Source organism: Halomonas sp. 11-S5 (assembly GCF_029889825.1).
Taxonomy (GTDB): domain Bacteria; phylum Pseudomonadota; class Gammaproteobacteria; order Pseudomonadales; family Halomonadaceae; genus Halomonas.
The window spans coordinates 21471-38743 of sequence record NZ_JARANW010000019.1 but is presented as its reverse complement, the minus strand read 5'-3'; the positions used below and the strand labels follow the sequence as shown (position 1 = coordinate 38743).

Annotated in this window: 18 protein-coding genes and 1 pseudogene; 11 read left to right on the top strand and 8 right to left on the bottom strand. The window is 62.6% G+C overall.

What is annotated here, in order from left to right:
- Positions 1-11: 11 nt before the first annotated feature.
- On the top strand, positions 12-1781 hold the full coding sequence (locus OP497_RS12890) for a bifunctional diguanylate cyclase/phosphodiesterase (RefSeq protein ID WP_348533116.1): 1770 nt from the start codon (positions 12-14) through the stop codon (positions 1779-1781).
- 214 nt (positions 1782-1995) lie between these two features.
- Positions 1996-2757: an Rpn family recombination-promoting nuclease/putative transposase gene (locus OP497_RS12885; RefSeq protein ID WP_280549072.1), complete on the top strand. Its 762-nt coding sequence runs from the start codon at positions 1996-1998 to the stop codon at positions 2755-2757.
- A 115-nt stretch (positions 2758-2872) separates the two neighbouring features.
- Here the strand turns inward: OP497_RS12885 and OP497_RS12880 are convergent.
- Positions 2873-3007, bottom strand: a pseudogene (locus OP497_RS12880) (methyl-accepting chemotaxis protein); the annotation flags it as partial.
- A gap of 101 nt (positions 3008-3108) precedes the next feature.
- Between OP497_RS12880 and fliD the strand changes: the two are divergent.
- From fliD to OP497_RS12860, 4 genes are all read left to right on the top strand, one after another.
- Entirely contained in the window at positions 3109-4473 is a 1365-nt protein-coding gene (gene fliD / locus OP497_RS12875) for a flagellar filament capping protein FliD (RefSeq protein WP_280549007.1), read from the top strand.
- A gap of 283 nt (positions 4474-4756) precedes the next feature.
- The gene (locus OP497_RS12870; RefSeq protein WP_280549005.1) at positions 4757-5956 is read left to right on the top strand and encodes a FliC/FljB family flagellin; all 1200 of its coding nucleotides are present in this window, start codon (positions 4757-4759) and stop codon (positions 5954-5956) included.
- A 113-nt stretch (positions 5957-6069) separates the two neighbouring features.
- Positions 6070-9588: a tetratricopeptide repeat protein gene (locus tag OP497_RS12865; protein ID WP_280549003.1), complete on the top strand. Its 3519-nt coding sequence runs from the start codon at positions 6070-6072 to the stop codon at positions 9586-9588.
- A 46-nt stretch (positions 9589-9634) separates the two neighbouring features.
- On the top strand, positions 9635-10012 hold the full coding sequence (locus OP497_RS12860; protein ID WP_280549001.1) for a hypothetical protein: 378 nt from the start codon (positions 9635-9637) through the stop codon (positions 10010-10012).
- 27 nt (positions 10013-10039) lie between these two features.
- Here OP497_RS12860 and OP497_RS12855 read toward each other — a convergent pair whose 3' ends face one another.
- Positions 10040-10276, bottom strand: coding sequence for a hypothetical protein (locus tag OP497_RS12855; protein WP_280549000.1), 237 nt, complete (start codon positions 10274-10276; stop codon positions 10040-10042).
- Between the two features lie 147 nt (positions 10277-10423).
- On the opposite strand from OP497_RS12855, the gene OP497_RS12850 reads away from it, so the two are divergent.
- Entirely contained in the window at positions 10424-11500 is a 1077-nt protein-coding gene (locus OP497_RS12850; protein WP_280548999.1) for an XRE family transcriptional regulator, read from the top strand.
- Positions 11490-11981: a hypothetical protein gene (locus tag OP497_RS12845; protein ID WP_280548998.1), complete on the top strand. Its 492-nt coding sequence runs from the start codon at positions 11490-11492 to the stop codon at positions 11979-11981. The genes OP497_RS12850 and OP497_RS12845 overlap by 11 nt, the downstream gene beginning before the upstream one ends.
- Positions 11982-12136: 155 nt before the next feature.
- Here the strand turns inward: OP497_RS12845 and OP497_RS12840 are convergent, their stop codons facing one another.
- The 5 genes from OP497_RS12840 to OP497_RS12820 all read right to left on the bottom strand — a co-directional run bounded on the left by OP497_RS12840 (position 12137) and on the right by OP497_RS12820 (position 13862).
- Positions 12137-12424, bottom strand: coding sequence for a HigA family addiction module antitoxin (locus OP497_RS12840; RefSeq protein WP_280548996.1), 288 nt, complete (start codon positions 12422-12424; stop codon positions 12137-12139).
- A 10-nt stretch (positions 12425-12434) separates the two neighbouring features.
- Positions 12435-12716: a type II toxin-antitoxin system RelE/ParE family toxin gene (locus tag OP497_RS12835; protein ID WP_280548994.1), complete on the bottom strand. Its 282-nt coding sequence runs from the start codon at positions 12714-12716 to the stop codon at positions 12435-12437.
- Between the two features lie 265 nt (positions 12717-12981).
- Positions 12982-13395, bottom strand: a complete 414-nt coding sequence (locus OP497_RS12830; RefSeq protein ID WP_280548993.1) for a type II toxin-antitoxin system HicB family antitoxin — start codon at positions 13393-13395, stop codon at positions 12982-12984.
- A gap of 35 nt (positions 13396-13430) precedes the next feature.
- Positions 13431-13613 (bottom strand): type II toxin-antitoxin system HicA family toxin, encoded by a 183-nt coding sequence (locus tag OP497_RS12825; protein ID WP_280548991.1) that lies wholly within the window; start codon positions 13611-13613, stop codon positions 13431-13433.
- Positions 13614-13706: 93 nt separating this feature from the next.
- Positions 13707-13862, bottom strand: a complete 156-nt coding sequence (locus OP497_RS12820; RefSeq protein ID WP_280548989.1) for a hypothetical protein — start codon at positions 13860-13862, stop codon at positions 13707-13709.
- A gap of 260 nt (positions 13863-14122) precedes the next feature.
- Here OP497_RS12820 and OP497_RS12815 point away from each other — a divergent pair, with 260 nt between their 5' ends.
- Together OP497_RS12815 and OP497_RS17520 are read left to right on the top strand one after the other, a co-directional pair.
- Positions 14123-14416 carry a hypothetical protein gene (locus OP497_RS12815; protein WP_280548987.1) on the top strand — a complete coding sequence of 98 codons (294 nt, stop codon included), beginning with the start codon at positions 14123-14125 and terminating at the stop codon, positions 14414-14416.
- A 625-nt stretch (positions 14417-15041) separates the two neighbouring features.
- Positions 15042-15446 carry an OmpA family protein gene (locus tag OP497_RS17520; protein WP_348533118.1) on the top strand — a complete coding sequence of 135 codons (405 nt, stop codon included), beginning with the start codon at positions 15042-15044 and terminating at the stop codon, positions 15444-15446.
- An 8-nt stretch (positions 15447-15454) separates the two neighbouring features.
- Here the strand turns inward: OP497_RS17520 and OP497_RS12805 are convergent, their stop codons facing one another.
- Positions 15455-15994: a FlgO family outer membrane protein gene (locus tag OP497_RS12805; RefSeq protein WP_280548985.1), complete on the bottom strand. Its 540-nt coding sequence runs from the start codon at positions 15992-15994 to the stop codon at positions 15455-15457.
- Between the two features lie 144 nt (positions 15995-16138).
- Between OP497_RS12805 and OP497_RS12800 the strand changes: the two genes are divergently transcribed.
- Positions 16139-17098 (top strand): tripartite tricarboxylate transporter substrate binding protein, encoded by a 960-nt coding sequence (locus tag OP497_RS12800; protein WP_280548983.1) that lies wholly within the window; start codon positions 16139-16141, stop codon positions 17096-17098.
- The last annotated feature ends 175 nt before the right edge of the window (positions 17099-17273 follow it).

The window sequence follows — 17273 nt, the reverse complement described above, 5'->3', positions numbered from 1 at the left end:
GAGAGAACGCGATGCACGATGCCACTACCCAGGCGAACAACGTGCCCGATGCCATGATCGATCACGAGGCCCAGGAGCTTGACCACATCCTCAAGCAGGGCCGCATCACGCCACTCTTCCAACCCATCGTCGATGCCAGCTGCCAGGGCGTCTTCGGTTACGAGGCCCTGTCCCGGGGGCCGTCGGACTCGGCGCTGCACTCGCCGCTGACGCTGTTCGACACGGCTCGGTTGACCGGTCGGCTGGTGGAGCTGGACCTGCTGTGTCGCCGCGCGGCCATCGAGGCCTTCGCGCGGCTCGAACTCCCGGGGCGGCTCTTCCTCAACGTCATGCCGACCTCGCTCCTCGAGGACAACTTTCGCGAGGGACTGACGCGCGCCTATCTGGATGGGGTAGGGCTGTCGCCCGAGCGAGTGGTGATCGAGTTGACGGAGCATCTGCCGATCCACGACTACGCCCTGATGCGCCAGGCCGTGGACCACTACCGGCGCATGGGCTTCCAGGTGGCGCTGGATGACCTGGGGGCCGGTTATTCCAGCCTGCGCCACTGGGCCGAGCTGCGTCCCGATTTCGTCAAGATCGATCGCCACTTTGTCGAGGAGATTGACCGTGACCCCGGCAAGAGCCAGTTTCTCGGTTCGCTGCTCGAGGTGTCGCGCAGCCTGGGGTGTCAGGTCATTGCCGAGGGCATCGAGACCGCCGGCGAGCAACGCTGCCTGTGGGGCATGAACTGTACTCTGATGCAGGGCTACTATTTCGCGCGGCCGGCCCGAGAACCCCTTCGCCGGCTCGAGCAGCCCCCGTCGACGCCCAGGGCCGTCTCGGGCAACTTCGGCACCAGCGCCGCCATGCTATGTCGCCACCTGCCCCCCGTGGCGCAGGGCACGCCGGTCCCCGAGGTGGTGACGCGTTTTCGCGAGGACCCCGGCCTGCGCTGCCTGGCCGTGCTGGACGACGACCAGCGCCCCGTGGGCGTGGTTCGCCAGCACGAGTTCCTGTCCGAGTTCACCAACCCCTTCAGCCACTCTCTGCATGCCCGGCGTTCCATTGATGCGCTGATGGACCGCCGCATGCTGATCGCCGAAGAGTCCATGCCGCTGGAGACGCTCAGCCGCCAGATCACCGGCTCGAGCCAGGGGCGCCAGGACGACTTCGTGATTGTCGATGCTGACGGGCGCTATCGCGGACTGGGTCAGGCCATCGACCTGCTACGCGAGATTACCGCCCTTCAGGTGCGTAGTGCCCGGCAGGCCAATCCATTGACCGGGCTGCCGGGCAACGAAGTGATCAACGACACGCTGGCGGCGCGACTGGCTGCCGGGGAGCCTTTTGTTGCCGTCTACGCCGACCTGGACAGCTTCAAGGCCTACAACGACGTCTATGGCTATGCTCGGGGCGACCAGGTGATCCTGGCATTAGGGCGCATGCTCCAGGAGGTCTGCGGGGATCACGGCTTCGTTGGCCACGTCGGCGGCGACGACTTCATGCTGGTGCTGGACCCTGCGGAGGCTCGGGCCTGCTGCGAGGCAATCCTCGAGCGCTTCGCACGCTTCATCCCCACCTTCTACACCACGGCGCATCGACAGACCGGCGGCTTTCCGGGGCGAGATCGCCACGGACGGGAAGTGATGGTGCCGCTGATGACGCTGTCGATGGCCTATCACGCGGTGTCGCGTGGCTCGGGGGCGACCGCAATGGACATCGCCAGCGTTTTGGCGGAGCTCAAGGGCCAGGCCAAGCGCCAGGCGGGCAACAGCCTGTTCATCGACCGACGTCGATGAGGTGGTGATCAGCGGCGCCACGCCGCTGCCGACCATCAAAAACAGCATGTCGCCACCGGCCTGCCGGGCGTGCGGCATGGTCATCACCCTTAGGCTGGTGGGGGTGGGGTACTCCACGGGGTTGATTATTTCGCGCATCGTCACCCTTGATCGGCTGTCACGCGAACATGGAGGCCCTGGTAGAGGTTTGTAGGTAGGGACCAGCTACAAGGAGCTGTTCAGCTATCCAGAGTTCGTTCAGCAGCTGATCGAGGGCTTTACGCCCAATGAGATCGCTGGGCTGATGGACTTCTCGACGCTCAAGAACCATAGCGGTCATTACATCACCCCGCTGTTCGAGGAGAAGATCGAAGACGTGGTGTGGTCGGTGGAATTGACCTGGCAGGGTACGTCCCAGCGAGTGTTCCTCTACATACTGCTGGAGTTCCAGTCGGCAGTTGATCGCACCATGCCGATACGTCTCCAGCCTCACCTGCGCTACTATCTGGTCGACGAAGGGCGATATACTGACGCGGATTTGGGCTTGCGCCAGACGCCACTGAGCGGCGTGTTCAGTGTCGAGAACGCCGGGGAGAGCTGGGAGTCCCTGCAACGTGCCGTGGACCGCGTGGTGGCGATCATCCAGACCGGCCCTGACAAGGAGCGCATCGACCGGATCATCACCCGCTGGCTCAAGCGCCATTTGCATCGGCTGGGGGCCGAGGTCAACTTGAATCGGCTCGAAAGCCTGGTGGAGGATAAAGATATGTTGGCAGAGAATCTCGGGAATCTGGTCAAGAAAGAACGCCTGGAAGGCCGTCAGGAGGGCCGTCTGGAAGAGGCGCGTGACATGGTGCGTACCCAGCTCACCTTCAAGTTCGGTGAGGTGCCAGAGTGGGTAGAGGCGAGACTCGCCCAGGCCGACCATGAACAGTTGAAAGGCTGGATGCGTGACGTCCTGTTTGCCAACAGCCTGGAAGAGATGATGAAACGCTGACTCCTCCTGGCGGATCACGCCTCGATCCGCCATGCACTCCTTGGCAAACAACTCTCTGGTCCCTCTTCTTCCGATGCCCGCCTGACGGCGTGAGCCCTACGCCGCGCCCTGCTCGGCGGTGGGCGAGCTGGCGCACCTCGCCGGCCACCACCGCGAAGCCCCGGCCGTGCTCGCCGGCGTGGGCCGCCTCGATGGTGGCGTTGAGCGACAGCAGGTTGGTCTGCTCGGCGACACACTCCTGGACCACGTCGCGCGCCTCGACTTGAGCAGGCACCACTCGGCCTAAAGTTCCCCGGAACCTCGCCGATATGATTTACGATATCGCTTCAGTCGCTCGACAGGGGGCTTCGCATGGCAAGCATTTCATCTCTCGGCATCGGTTCCGGCCTGGATCTCAACGGCCTGCTCGACCAGCTGCGCTCTGCCGAGCGCGAAAAGCTGGCGCCGTTGACGACCCAGAATACCCAGGAGCAGGCGAAGATCTCCGCCTATGGTCGGCTGCAGTCCGGTCTGAGCAAGTTCCAGGACGCAGTGGCCAAGCTCAACGACACTTCGCTCTATGAAAAGCTCGCCGCCAAGGTGCAGGGGGAGGGTATGACCGCCAGTGCCAGTGCCGACGCCAGCCCCGGTAGCTACGAGATCGCCGTGACCCAGACGGCCCGTGCCGGCAGCTTGGCCAGCACCCGAGTGACGAATCTCAACGATCAGCTGACCGCAGCGAACGCCACGCTGGATCTGACCTTCGGCGATGGCGGCACGAAAAGCATCGCCCTGGCGGAGGGCGCGACCCTCGAGCAGATCCGAGACACCATCAATGCCGATGCTGCGGCCGGGGTGGATGCCTCTATCATCAACGATGGCACCGGTAACCGCCTGGTGCTCAGTTCCCGCGAGAGCGGTGCCGATGCTGGCATCACGGATATGGCCTTCACCAACCTGGCGGGGGGCGTCACCCTGGGCGGGGATGCCAACACGGCTCAACTGGGCCGTAACGCCGATCTGGATATCAATGGCATCACCATCACCAGCGCTACCAATACGGTAGAGGGCGCCATCCAGGGCGTGACCCTGCAGCTGGATCCTTCCTCTACTGGTCAAACTCTGAGTCTGGACGTGTCGCGTGATACCGGCGCTCTCAAGGAAGCCGTCGGCAAGCTGGTCTCCTCCTATAACGAGCTGCAGTCCACCATCGGCCGCATGACCGCCTACGGCGGCGGTGATAGCGCCTCCGGTGAGCTGATAGGCGACCGTACTGTACGCAATATCGAATCGGACCTGGTGCGCGACCTGACCAGTAGCGTGGCGGGGAGCGAGCTCACGATCATGTCGCAGCTTGGCGTCTCGCTGAACGAGAAGGGCCGCCTGGAGCTGGACGATGTCAAGCTCGACAAGACTATCGCGAATGATCCCCAGTCGCTGTCGGATTTCTTCGCCGGTGCCGATGAAGCGGGCGGCATGGCCGGCCGCATGGAGGTCACCCTGGGGCGCTTCCTGGACGATGGTGGGCGGATCGACAGTGCGATCGACAGCTCCGCGAGCCGCGTGGAAAGTCTCGACCGCCGCTATGCGCGCATGGAGCAGAGCGTGGAGCGCACCATCGAGCGCTATCGTACCCAGTTTGGCCAACTGGACAGCATGATCGCCAGCATGAACCAGACCAGCAGCTACCTGATGCAGCAGTTCGACTCCCTGAATGCCCAGCTCGGCCGCGACTGAACCTTTCCCTGCCCACCGTACTGCGCAAACTTGCGTCCCGGCCATTCGGCCGGGGCGATGGCGTTTGCGGGGGCTCCGCCAGGCCTCGTCAGGCGTAGTGCCGTGTCAAGGCTTTCGCGCCCCGGCGGCAAAAAAATGGCGATTTTCCCTAAAGTCCCCCCACGGGCTGCCGTTATAGAGAGTAACGGCCAACGGCGCCGTTGTGGCAGGCCCGCTGGGCCTTGAACACCCATCGCAGCGGGCCCGCCAATGGAGCCCTCAACTTACGGGAAGGAATCACACCATGTCCGTGATCAATACCAACATCACCTCCATGATCGGCCAGCAAAACCTGATGAAGTCGCAGAACGACCTCGCGACCTCCATGGAGCGCCTGTCTTCCGGCCTGCGTATCAACAGTGCCAAGGATGATGCGGCCGGTCAGGCCATCGCCAACCGCATGACCTCTCAGATTACCGGTCTGGCCCAGGCGCAGCGCAATGCCAACGACGGCATCTCCGTCGCGCAGACCGCCGAAGGCGCCCTCAACCAGGTCAACGACAACCTGCAGCGCATCCGCGAGCTGTCCGTTCAGGCCCAGAACGAGACCAATTCCAAGGACGACCTGGAGTCCATCCAGGGTGAGATCAACCAGCGCCTCAACGAGATCAACCGCATCTCCGAAGAGACAGACTTCAACGGCGTCAAGGTGCTCGCCAACGACGCCTCCCTCTCCATCCAGGTCGGTGCCAACGATGGCGAGACCATCGATGTCTCCCTCGAGGAGATCAACTCGAACTCCCTGAGCCTGGATACCTTTAACGTCGACGGTCCGGCCAATGCGGCCGCAGCGACCAATGTTACCGCCGCAAATGACTTTGTCTCCGCCAGCGTCGGCACTACTGTTGCCGTAATCGATACCGTCGCTGCCATGACTGGCACGGATTTCGGCTTCGCCAGCGCGACAGCAGCCAGTGGCTCCACCACCCTGTTCACCGCTGACGATGGTGGCTACTACGCCAAGGTCACCCTCGACGGCACCGCACTCACCGACAGTGAGGTCGAAAGCCTGGCCGCAGAAGGCATTCGCGTCGACACCACTTCCCAGACCAATGTGACCTACATGTCGCTGCAGGCGGACGAGGCGTCTGTCACTGCGACAAACGGCACGCTGACCTTCGACGCGACCGGTGCTAATGCGAACATCTCCGAGCTCTCCTACGAGCGCACCACCGGCTCGCTGGCGGCCATGGATTCGTCGCTGAACCAGGTGGACAGCCTGCGCTCCGACCTGGGTGCCATCCAGAACCGCTTCGAGTCGGCGATCACCAACCTGCAGACCAACGAGACCAACCTCTCGGCGGCGCGGTCCCGCATCGAGGACGCTGATTATGCTTCCGAGGTGGCCAACATGACCCGCGCGCAGATCCTGCAGCAGGCCGGCACCTCGGTTCTCGCCCAGGCCAACCAGACGCCGCAGAACGTGCTCTCGCTGCTGGGCTGATCTGGCATCGCCACAGCGAGTGTTGCACCATACGGGGTGGCCTTGGCCACCCCGTTTTTTATCGGGTCATCCTGTCGGCCAGATCGCCCCCACCTTCCGGAGAAAGCTGTACCATGGCACGCAAGAATCGTCTCTCTCGCCGCCAGTCGTCCCCTTCGGCGCTGCGGCGCAAGCTGGATTCCCAGGCCGAGGCATTCCTCGCGTCCTATCAGCGCCGTGACTTCGCCTCGGCCCGGCTGGCGGCCGATACGCTGACCCGCGATTTTCCCGGTGTGGCCTTCAGCTGGAAGGCCCTGGGGACCTGCCTGCTGGAAAGCGGCGACGCCGCACAGGCCCTGCCGGCCCTCGAACGTGCCCTGGAGATCAAGCCCGAGGATGTCGAGGCCCTGGCCAACCTGGGCAAGGCCCTGCAGACGCTGGGGCGCTACGAGGATGCCAAGCACTACCTTCAGTGCGCTCTTGAGTTCGAGCCCGACAACCACCAGGCGAACCTCAACATCGCCCATGTCTACAGCCAGCAGGATGATCGTCGCGAGGCCATAGCGCACCTCGACAAGTCCATCGAGGCTACACCGACCAACTTCTTACCAAGAATGCGCAAGGCCACGGCACTGGTCGAGGAGCGCAACTACGATGCCGCCCTGGACATCCTCGAACCCCTGGCGCAGGCTCACCCCCGAAACCCTGGCGTACAAAGCAACCTGGCCAACCTCTACAGCACCATGGGGCGATTCGACGAGGCCGAGCACCATTACTGGGAGGCCGTCGAAATGGCACGGGGAAATCCGCTCCCTTATTCAAACTACTACTTCACGGCTCACTACAATCCCCGGCATGATGCTGCCGCCTTTTTCGAGATGGCCGAGGATTGGCGGCAACGCTACAGCCCGGCACGGCGCCCGGCGCGCCCCATCACCCCGCGCGAAGCGGACCGCTCCCTGCGCGTGGGACTGGTATCCAGCGGGCTTCGTGTTCACCCCGTGGGGCAGATGATCACCGTGGCACTGGAGCGCATCGGCAGTGAGCACCTTGAGTTCGTCGCCTACTCCGACAAGCTTGCCAATGATGTGCTCGCCAGGCGCATCCAGAACACCGTGGCGGACTGGCGCGATGTCGGCCACCTTTCGCATGGCCAGCTGGCGGAGCAGATCCGCGAGGACGAGATCGACATCCTCATCGACATGACCGGCCACACCTCTGGCAATCGATTGATGGCCATGGCCCAGGAACCGGCCCCGCTGATCGTCAAGTGGGTAGGGGGGCTGTTCAACACCGTCGGGCTCGACGCCTTCGACTACCTGATCAGCGACAGCATCGAGACACCACCCGGCGTCGACGGGCTCTACTTCGAGAAGCTGATTCGTCTGCCCGACGACTACATCTGTTACATGCCGACCCGCGATGCCCCGTCTGCACCGGGGCCGCTGCCGGCATTGGGCAATGGCTATATCACACTGGGCTGCTTCAATAACCCGGCGAAGCTCAACGAGCCGCTGCTGCGGGAGTGGGCCAGTCTACTGCACCAATTGCCGAAGTCCCGCTTGTTCCTCAAGGGGGGGCAGTTCACCAACGAAGCCTACCGGGAGAGCATTCACCGGACCCTGGAGAAGGCGGGCATCGAGCGAGAGCGGATATTGCTGGAGGGGCCTTCGTCCCATGCCGAGCTGATGCGGGCCTATCAGCGAGTGGACATTGCCCTCGACTCCTGGCCCTACTCCGGCGGGTTGACCACCTGCGAGTCGCTTTTGATGGGGGTGCCGGTCGTCACCCTTCCGGGGCCATCCTTCGCCGGTCGTCACAGCGCGACGCATCTGATCAATGCGGGTCTGCCGGAGCTGGTGGCGGATAGCTGGGACGAGTATCGCCAGCGGGTGGTCGAGCTCGCCGGCGACCTGGATAGCCTGGCGCTGATCCGCCAGGGGCTGCGCCAGCAGCTGCTGGACTCCCCCGTCTGCGATGCGCCCCGCTTTGCCCGCCACCTTTTAAAAGCCCTGCGCGCCATCTGGCAACGCCGCTGTGAAGAAAAGCCGCCCGCCGCGCTCACCTTCAACAAGGAAGGCGAAGCCCGGTTCGAGGGGGAGGCGCAACCCGTCGCCATCGACATCCCGGAAACCGCCACGGCGTCTCCCGCCGCGAACGCGAAAAGCGGCGAGGCGTTCCACTGGCAGCTGCCGGGCAAGATCGTGGTCATCGATAACAGCGCCAAGCTGGTTCGTGAACAGGATTTCGAACGATTGATAGGACTCGATGCCTTCGGGGTGGTGGCCTTCGATCCAGCCAGTCGGGTAGCGGAGGCAAGCCGGTTCGAGGGAAGCGGCGATGTTCAGCTCTTTCCCCACGCCGTGTTGGGGGATGGCCGGCCGGCGACGCTGCACGCCTGCCTGGACCCGGCCATGAGCAGCACGCTGCGCCCCTTGCCAGTGGAGCAGCTGGATGACTCGCAACGCCAGGGCAGCCGGGTGCTGACCGAACTGCCCATCAATACCATCACGCTCGACAGCATCGAGGGCCTGGAAAGCCTCGACTGGCTGATCCTGGACGACCTGAGCGATGCCGTCGCCATCCTCGAGAACGGCGAAGAGGCGCTGCAGGATACCCTTCTGGTCCAGGTGCGTATCGCCTTCCAGCCGACTCACGAGTGCCAGCCCAACTTTGCCGAGGTGAGTCACTGGATGGTCCGCCATGGTTTTCGCTTCTACCGTTTCAATGACATGGCCCATAAAAGCCACTTGCCGGAAAGTGTGCTTTTCAGTCAGCGTCAGGCATCCGACTTGATGGGTGCCGATGCAATATTTATCCCTAGTCATGCGCGGATCGCCGATATTGGAAAGAAAGGGCGTGTCAAGCTGGCCTTTCTGCTGCATGCCATCTTCGGTATCAAGGACATGGCTCACCTGCTCTTGTCTTCAGTAGATGAGGGCAAGGCACAGCAATACCTTGTGGCTGAGGGATTGGTGCAGCCACTTGCTGAAGAAGAAGCAGGGGAAGAAGCAGAAGCAGGAGCTGAAGAAGAGAATAAAGAATCATCAGGTGATGCACATGAAGAGTCAGGCTTTACAGTTCCCCAGGCACCCTTCATGTCGTCAGCGGAGCGCGACCTTTTCAGAAAGTCGCTCTTTCGAGCAAAGCATTATTTCGAGTTTGGCTCTGGTGGCTCGACTGTCTGGGCGGTAGAGCAGGGGCTGACAGCGTACGGGGTGGAGAGTGATGCCAACTGGGTCAATGCGTTGAAAGCCAAGCTGGGGGATGGTTGCCAGGTCAAGGTTGTGGATATCGGGCCGACCCGGGAGTGGGGCTATCCAGTCTCGCTCGATCACAGCGAGCGATTCCCCGACTACAGCCGTGCGATCCATTCCCACGATATGGCCTTTGACTTGATTCTCGTGGATGGTCGCTTCCGGGTTGCCTGTGCGCTTTCCGCAGTGAAGCATCTGTTGAAACATCACCCCGATCCTACGGAAGCGAGGATATTCATCCACGATTTCTGGGACAGGCCTCCCTACCATGCTGTGCTGGAGTTCCTGGAGCCCCTGGAAAGTGTGGAGACAGCTGGGCTTTTTCGGCTGAAGGAAGACATCGACAAGCAACGCCTAGACCAAGTATGGAAGGTGTTCTCCCGTCAGCCAGCCTGATGCAATGACATCGCTTGAAGCCTGAATTCACGAATAAGGACCGGGTATGAGCGCAATCGCTCCATCTCTCACAACCCTGCGCGAGCTGCTCCACGAAATCCTGCCCAAGCTCAAGGCTTCCGAGCGGCTGCTCGGCAATACTCTGCATGCCATCATCGAGGCGGCTGAGGATCCCCGAGAGCGAGCCCGGCGCCGTGAGCAGAAGGACGCCCTGGAGCTGGAGCTGTTCACCATCCGGCTGAACGTGGAGAGCCTGCTCAAGCGGCACGCCCAGGCGGTGCGGGACGCGGAACGGCAGGAAGGGGAGGGCGAAGATGCGGTGCTCTCCCTCGACGCCAATGAGGCTGCAGCCATCGAGAAGGCGAGGGACTTCCACGAGAAAGTTCAGGCGCTGCAGCAGGGGCGTTCGGTCTGGCAAGAGTAGGGGTAGTGCGGAACGCTTGATCGGGTTTTACGCTACGGCGCGCAGCAACGCTTCGGTGTCGCCGTCGCGGCTGGTTGCCTCGATCGCCGTGTAGTGCTCGACTCGCGGATCGCGTTGTGTCGCGGGTGAGTCGCTGCCGTCCCTTCCTCCAGCCTGCGGGGCCGATTGGCGCTCTGCGCTTTGCTGCTGGGCGAGCTCGAGCTGGACCGTCAGCAGCCGCTGACGCGCCTGAGCCGCGACCTGGTGGTCCTTGGGGGAGGGCACGACACTCATCCTGACAGTGGGGGAATGTGGTCCGTGAGTGAATCGGGCTGCTCATGAAGGTGGCGGGTGTGTGGATGGGTTGACGTTTAGACAACTTGATCCAAAAATGTCAACCTAAGCATGTAAGACCCGGGAAGGAGATGAACCATGCTGCATGAACGTATCCGCCGTGCGCGTACCCTCAAGGGGATGTCCCTGCAGCAACTTGCCGACGCCATGGGCGACATCACCAAGCAGGCTTTGTCCAAGTTCGAGCAGGGCAAGGATGTGCCCAACTCGACTCGTCTTCTGCAGCTGTCAGATGCCATGGGTATCAGTGCCGAGTTCTTTTTCCGCCGCGATAGCGTGGAGCTGGGCGAGGTGGACTTTCGCAAACACTCGGCCTTCGGAAAAAAACAGCAAGACGCGGTAAAGGAACAGGTACGTGAGCACTTGGAGCGCTACCTGGTGGCAGAGCAGCTTTTTGCGAGTGAAGCACCGATTCATGATTTCGCCTATTGGCGCAAGAGTTATCAAGTCAACGACATTGAAGACATAGAGCCTGCGGCAGAACAGCTGCGTGAAGAGTGGGAGTTGGGATTGAACCCTATCAGCAACCTCACCGAGGCTCTGGAAGAACGCGGCATCAAAGTGGTTGGGTTGGCAGCCCATGAAAAGTTCGATGGTCTTTGTGCTTTGGTGAATGGCGGTGGTGACGCTGTCATTGTGAGCAATCTTGAGCGACCCGGTGAGCGACAGCGTTTTAACCTTGCCCATGAGCTTGGTCATCTGGTGCTGGAGATCCCGAATGAAGTGCATGGTACTCGTGATGAGGAGAACTGGTGCCACCGCTTCGCTGGTGCCTTCCTCTTTCCAGCCAAGCAGGTGAAAGAAGTATTTGGCCAGAATCGAAAGCATGTGCTGTTGGAGGAGTTCTTGCTCGCGAAGCAGGAGTGGGGGATCTCGATTCAGGCGATCCTGCGTCGCCTTTATGACCTGGGTATTGTAGGCCCCAGTTTTTACCGGCAAACCGCAAAACGGTGGTCGATAAAGGGCTTTCGCCGAAATGAGCCAGGGCCGTTGTCGTCGGAATCTTCCTGTCGACTGAGGCAGCTCGTATATCGGGCTTTGGCAGAAGAGCTCATTACACCTTCCCGTGCCGCCGAGTTGCTGGACACCTCGTTATCCGAGATCGAGGTGATCATGCGAAACAGCCGTGACGGTGAGGGCGTTGATGGCCGGTAAGGTCGTCGTCTCAGATACCAATATCTGGATCGATTTGTATCGTGGCGGTTTGCTGTATATGGTCTTCCAGCTCGACCATCGGTTTGTTACGACAGATTTCGTGTTGCGGGAACTCCAGCGTCCGGATGGGCAGGAACTTGTTGGGTTGGGGCTAGGCATCGAGGCGCTGTCAGGAGTCGAGGTGCTCTCGTTGTATGAGCTGAGGAGTTCACTGGGCAACTCCTCCCTCGCTGATGTGTCCTGCTATTTTCTCGCCAAAGAGCGAAACTGGACTCTGTTGACAGGAGACGGTTCTCTTCGACGTTCCGGTCATCAAGGGCAGCTCGATGTGCGTGGTGTCCTCTGGATACTCGATCAATTGTATGACACTAAACTGGTATCCGGTGGGGCGCTTGCCGACTCACTGGAAACGATGTTGGAAAATGGCGCTCGTTTACCGGCAGGTGAATGTCAGCGCCGGATAAAAGCGTGGCGGTGTTGACCCCTGGAGTAAAGACCATGCACAGAGTGACGCAGGTAGAGCCCTTGCCGGGCCGCTGCCGGTAGCCCCCAGGATTGCTGCCTTGCCCTCCATCGACGTCGTCATCAGCCTTTCCCCCGAGGCGTACCTTGCCCACTACCAGGGGGCAGGTGAGGCTAGGCGGCGTGCGGGCGGATGCCGTTGAAACGTCCTTTGCGCTTGGCCTGCTCCAGGTCGTAGGCATTCTGCAGCCGCAGCCAGTAGCCTTCGCTGGTACCGAAATAACGGGACAGGCGAAGATCGGTGTCGGCGGTGATGGCGCGCTCACCGCGGGTGATCTGGCCGATGCGGGTGGCCGGTACGCCGATGGCTGTGGCCAAGGCGTTTTTGGTCAGCCCCATGGGCTCGATGAAGTCCTCGAGGAGGATCTCGCCCGGGTGGATGTTGGGCAGTCTTTCCGTCATGGTCGCCTCCTCAGTGGTAGTCGACGATTTCAACATCATGGGCATTGCCGTCTTTGAAGCGGAAGCACAGCCGCCATTGAGCGTTGATGCGGACGCTGTACTGGCCTTCACGATCGCCGTGCAGCGCTTCCAATCGATTGCCGGGTGGAATGCGCAGATCGTCAAGGTTGTCGGCAGCTTCCAGCTGGCGCAGCCCCTTCAAGGCATTGCGCTGCATGTCTTGTGGCAGCTTGCGTGACATCCTGCCGCTAGCGATGGTGGCGGTCTGCTTGTCCTTGAAGCTCTTGATCATGTCGCGCCCTGCGATGCCCTGATCTCAACATAACGCATGGCGGCATATAACGCAATGCGGCATATTATGCGGTTGCGGTAGAGTCGGGCAAGAAGAGCGGCTCGCTGGGTGTGCTGAAGCGAATCGCCGGGGCTCTGGGCGTTGAGCTTGGTGATCTGACATAGAGTGGCAGCTCAGCGCAAGGCGCCCCTGGCCCGCTTGGCACGCCGTAGGGCGTTGTCGCCATTGATAAATGATGTGCCCCGTACATCCCGGGGCGCTAACGTCATTGGGCGTGGCGTTCGAGTTCGTGCAGGGCGGCGCGGGCGAGAAATCCCGAGCGGCTCTTGAATTCAGCGTGGCGCTCGACAGCGGTATCGATGCGCTTGATCAGCAGGTCGGGCAGGGTGACGTTGACCTTGTGGCTTTTCCCTAGATAGGGCGTCATGTCGATCTCGACGGCAGCCCATACCCAGCCGGCATAGTCGGGATTCGCCAGGTGTTGTTCGATGGCGGTGGCCGTAGGGATGGGGTCCCCGTGCTCGGCCAGGCTCTCGAGATGCCCCTCGATGGCCTCGCGGGCATTGATGATCGCCTCGTCGAAGGTGTCACCGGCAGAGAAGCAACCCGGGAGGTCAGGCACTGCCACGCCATAGGCGTGCTGATCGTCGCCGACTTCAATGGCAATGGGGTAATGCATGTCGTTTCTCCTGTGGTGAGCCGGAGTGGTCGGCCTCACCTGAGGCCAGCCTGCTTTCTGATTCCCTGTACCAAGCCTTTCTTGAGGTCCTTCTTCGGGTGCGGCACGGTGATGGTGCCGGGCTTGGTTGGGTGTCTGAAGTGGTGGTGGCTGCCTTTGATGCGGTCCAGTATCCAGCCGTCCGCCTCGAGTTCCTTGATCAGCTCGCTGCTCTTCACTTCAGGCTCCGTTCGTATATGGGGTTATAGTAACCCTGAGGCCGTAGTTGGTCAAAAACTACAACTCCAATAACTCCGCCATGTGACAACGCTTCAGCGCGAGACGTCGCGGGCCCGCTTGGTTCTCAGCAGGGCACGGTCGGCGCGCTCCACCAGCGAGGCGAAGTCGTCGTGTGGCGTGAGGTCGGCGATGCCCAGGCCGAGGGTGCAGCCGCAGCGCTGGGCCACTGCCGCGCGCAGGCGCTCCACCAGGTGGCCGCGACCGCCTCGCGCTACCAGGGGCAGCTGGCCTCCTGCGAGGCGGAGTTTCGCTGCGACGGGCTGCTCGAGATCTGGCCCTTCTGCCGATGACGCCGCTTGGATGATGTATCGCGGCTGAACGCCTTGAGCGTCGCCCATCCCATGGCGAGGTGCGATACCATATCAGGCTTTAAGGCAATGACGCCGGATCGGCGTGTGGGCGTCAGGGCGCTGACCACCGCAGGATCAATGGGCTGAAGGAGGAAAGCATGCAGCGTCGGGAGTGCCTTGCCTTGCTGGCCGGGATGGCCAGCCTGCCGCTCGGGCTGTCCGGCTGCTCGCTGCGCGACGACCTGACGTTCGGCCTTCACCCCTGGCCCGGCTATGAACCTCTCTTCCTGTCACGCGGTTTCGGCTGGCTGCCGGACGGCATCACCCTTCAGCGCGGCGCCAATGCCGGTGAATCGCTGGGGGGGGTTGCGTCGCGGCGGCCTGGCCAGGTTGTTCGGAGCCTCTGGCCGTTGGGCTCAGGAACGGTTGTGCCGGGCGTCACTTGCGCCTAAGGTTGGCGGCTTTCTGAACGTGCCTGATGAGTGCCGGAGAGGGCTGCATGATCGAGGAGCACCGTGGGCAGGGCCGCCACGATAACCTGATGCGACCCCTGCCGCCGGACGAGGACGCCAGCGGCTGGATGGTCAGCTATATCGACGTCATGACCCTGCTGGTGGCACTGCTGGTACTGATCATCACGTTAGGCGAGATTGGCACTGGCTCCGGGACGGAGGATGCAGCTGTAGAGCCGCATGCCGGGCCGTTGGCGGCGGTGAATCACGGCGTGCCGCTACCCGAACCCTTGCAGCGGGTCGTGGCGGGCCGAGAAAACATGCCTGTCGAGCGCGGGAGCGTATCGGCCCGTGCCATCTCGGCCGCGTTGGGGGTGGCCGGCTTGCCAGCGTCTCGTCCTGCGCAACCCCCGAGGTTGCTGGCCCGTGCGGACTCGGCTGTGGCGCGAGGCGAGGCGTTATCTGATGGGCCGCAGTGGCTGATGCCCACCGAGGTCGACCCCTCGCGCCCGCTGGCCGACTATCTGGTGGTGTTAACCGACAGTCCTCCCTTGGGTGTCGAGAAGGTCGATAACGCCGCCATCGATGGGGCACGCTTCGTGACGGCGTCGCTCGAAGACGCCCAATACCTGGCGGATCTGGCGGGCATGGAGGTCTCGCGGATTCCCGAAGGCGTCCGGTTACGGGTCGAGGATCGCCTGCTTTTCCCGACCGCCGAGGCCGAGCTGACCGAGGCGGGGCGCGCCCTGGTCACCGAGAGGCTGCACGAGATGGTTCAGCGTCACCCTGGCGAGGTGGCGGTGGAGGGCATTCCGACAGTCGATCGATCAATACCGACCGTTTCCCCTCCAACTGGGCGCTGTCCAGCGCCCGGGCCATCGCCATCGTCGAGGCGCTGGTGGAGGCCGGCGTCTCCCCGGCGAGGCTGCGCGCCGTGGGCCTGGCCGATACGCGCCCCCTGGCAAGCAACGATACCGCCGAAGGACGTGCCTGCAACCGCCGCGTGGAAGTGGTGATCCAGGCGCGGTGAGTCACGGGTCAACGTGCGCGCAGTAGCTCACGCAGATTGCCGTCGAGCGTCAGCGAGAGACTGCTACTGCCCAGCACCCGGTTAGTGCGCAGCTCCACTACGCGCAGGGCCAGGTAGAGGCGGTCATGCCCCTGGGCATAGGTGCCGATCAGCAACGTCCTGGCACCTTCCCACTCCCCCAGGCGACGCACCCGGCGGCTCAGCAGGCCGTCACTCCCGCTCACTTCCAGCAACTGGCCGCCCTCCAGCAGGAGCTCCCGCACCGGCACACCCTCACGGGCCAGCGCCGCGGCCGAGAGCTCCGCGGCGATGCGGTCGAAGGGCGAGGCCCGTCCTGTGCCATCCACGTCGATGAACGAGGCCGTGATCATCGGGCCCTGATCGGTGAGCTCCGGGAAGGCTGCGACCATGTCACGCATGGCGTCGTCGAGGGCATCTGCCAGCCCCGGCTCGGGCGGTGCGTTGTACAGGGCGCCTTCATGCTGGGCGCAGCCGGTCAGTCCCAGCAGGAACAGCAGGAGACAGGCCAAGCGTAGAGAGTAGGGCATGATGGGAAAACTCCGGGGACGATTTCGCTGAGTAGATCGGCGCGTTCTCCGCTAACTTGAAGACGAGTGACCCGAACGTGACTGCTTGCATTCCACGCCTATCAAGGCAAGCCTTTAGGCTGATATTGCGCAGGAGAATCAAGGATGCCCCGATCGGGCTACAGTTGGCTGTCGATGAGTGTGCTCTGGGTAGTGCTGTCGGGGTCGGCATTGGCCGATGAAGACAGCAGGGGTGATGTTAGCCTGATCATTCCTTTCGGTCCCGGCGGCGCGAGCGATGTCCTGTTCCGGGACCTGGCCAGGGCCGCCGAGCCTCATCTCGGTTTCTCTCTGCAACCTGTGAATCGACCTGGCAATGGAGGCGTTCGCGGTGCTCTGGAGGTCAAGGAGGCGGAGCCGGATGGCCAAACCCTTCTGGGTAGCCATCAGACGCTGTCGCTCTCTTTCCTGTCGGGTGCCGCACCGTTTTCGCATGACGCCTTCGAGCCGGTGGCACTTCTCACCCGGACCGTGAATATTCCGGCAGCAAGTCGCAGACTTGGCATTACCACGGCCGCAGAACTGGTCGTTCATCTACAGGAACAGCCTGAGGCGCTTCGGGTCGGGATGATTCGAGGTGCCACGGATCACTTTTTCTGGCGACAGTTCTTGCGCACGACGGGCCAGGCGGTCTCTGACGTTGGCTGGGTCGGCTACCCCGACACCGGCGCCCAGGTGGCGGCCTTGCTGGCAGGCGAGATCGACCTGGCGATGCTCAACCTGCCCTCTGGCGAGTCACTCTTCACGCATGGCGCCCTTGTCCCGCTGGGGGTCGCCGATGAGTCGCGGCTCTCGGCATTGCCCAAGGTGCCAACCCTGAAAGAGCAGGGAATCGATCTGGTCAACACCACCGATCGCGGGCTCTTTGCGCCTCGAGGCAGTGATCCCGCCTTTCTGGAGAAAGTCGCAGCGGCCTTCGGTCAGGCGCTCAAGCAGCCGGCAATGGTCGAGCATCTCGAGAGTGACTACGGCACCCGGGTCGATTTCCGGCCATTGGACGCGTATGAAACCTACCTGGAGACTCAGGCGGAGCAGCTGGCCTTCTTGATGCTGAAGGCACCTTGACGTCGTTTGGCCGCGTCCGTTCCTTCCCCGCGGGGGTTCTCGCGGCTGGGGGCGCATCGGATCGGGCGGCCTCGCCACGCTCGCCGCGTGAGCCGTTCTCCTGGCTCAAGGTCGTCGCACCCGCCACGACCTGGTTGGAGGGGAGGGGGACGGGGCCAACGACGGTGGAGGCGAA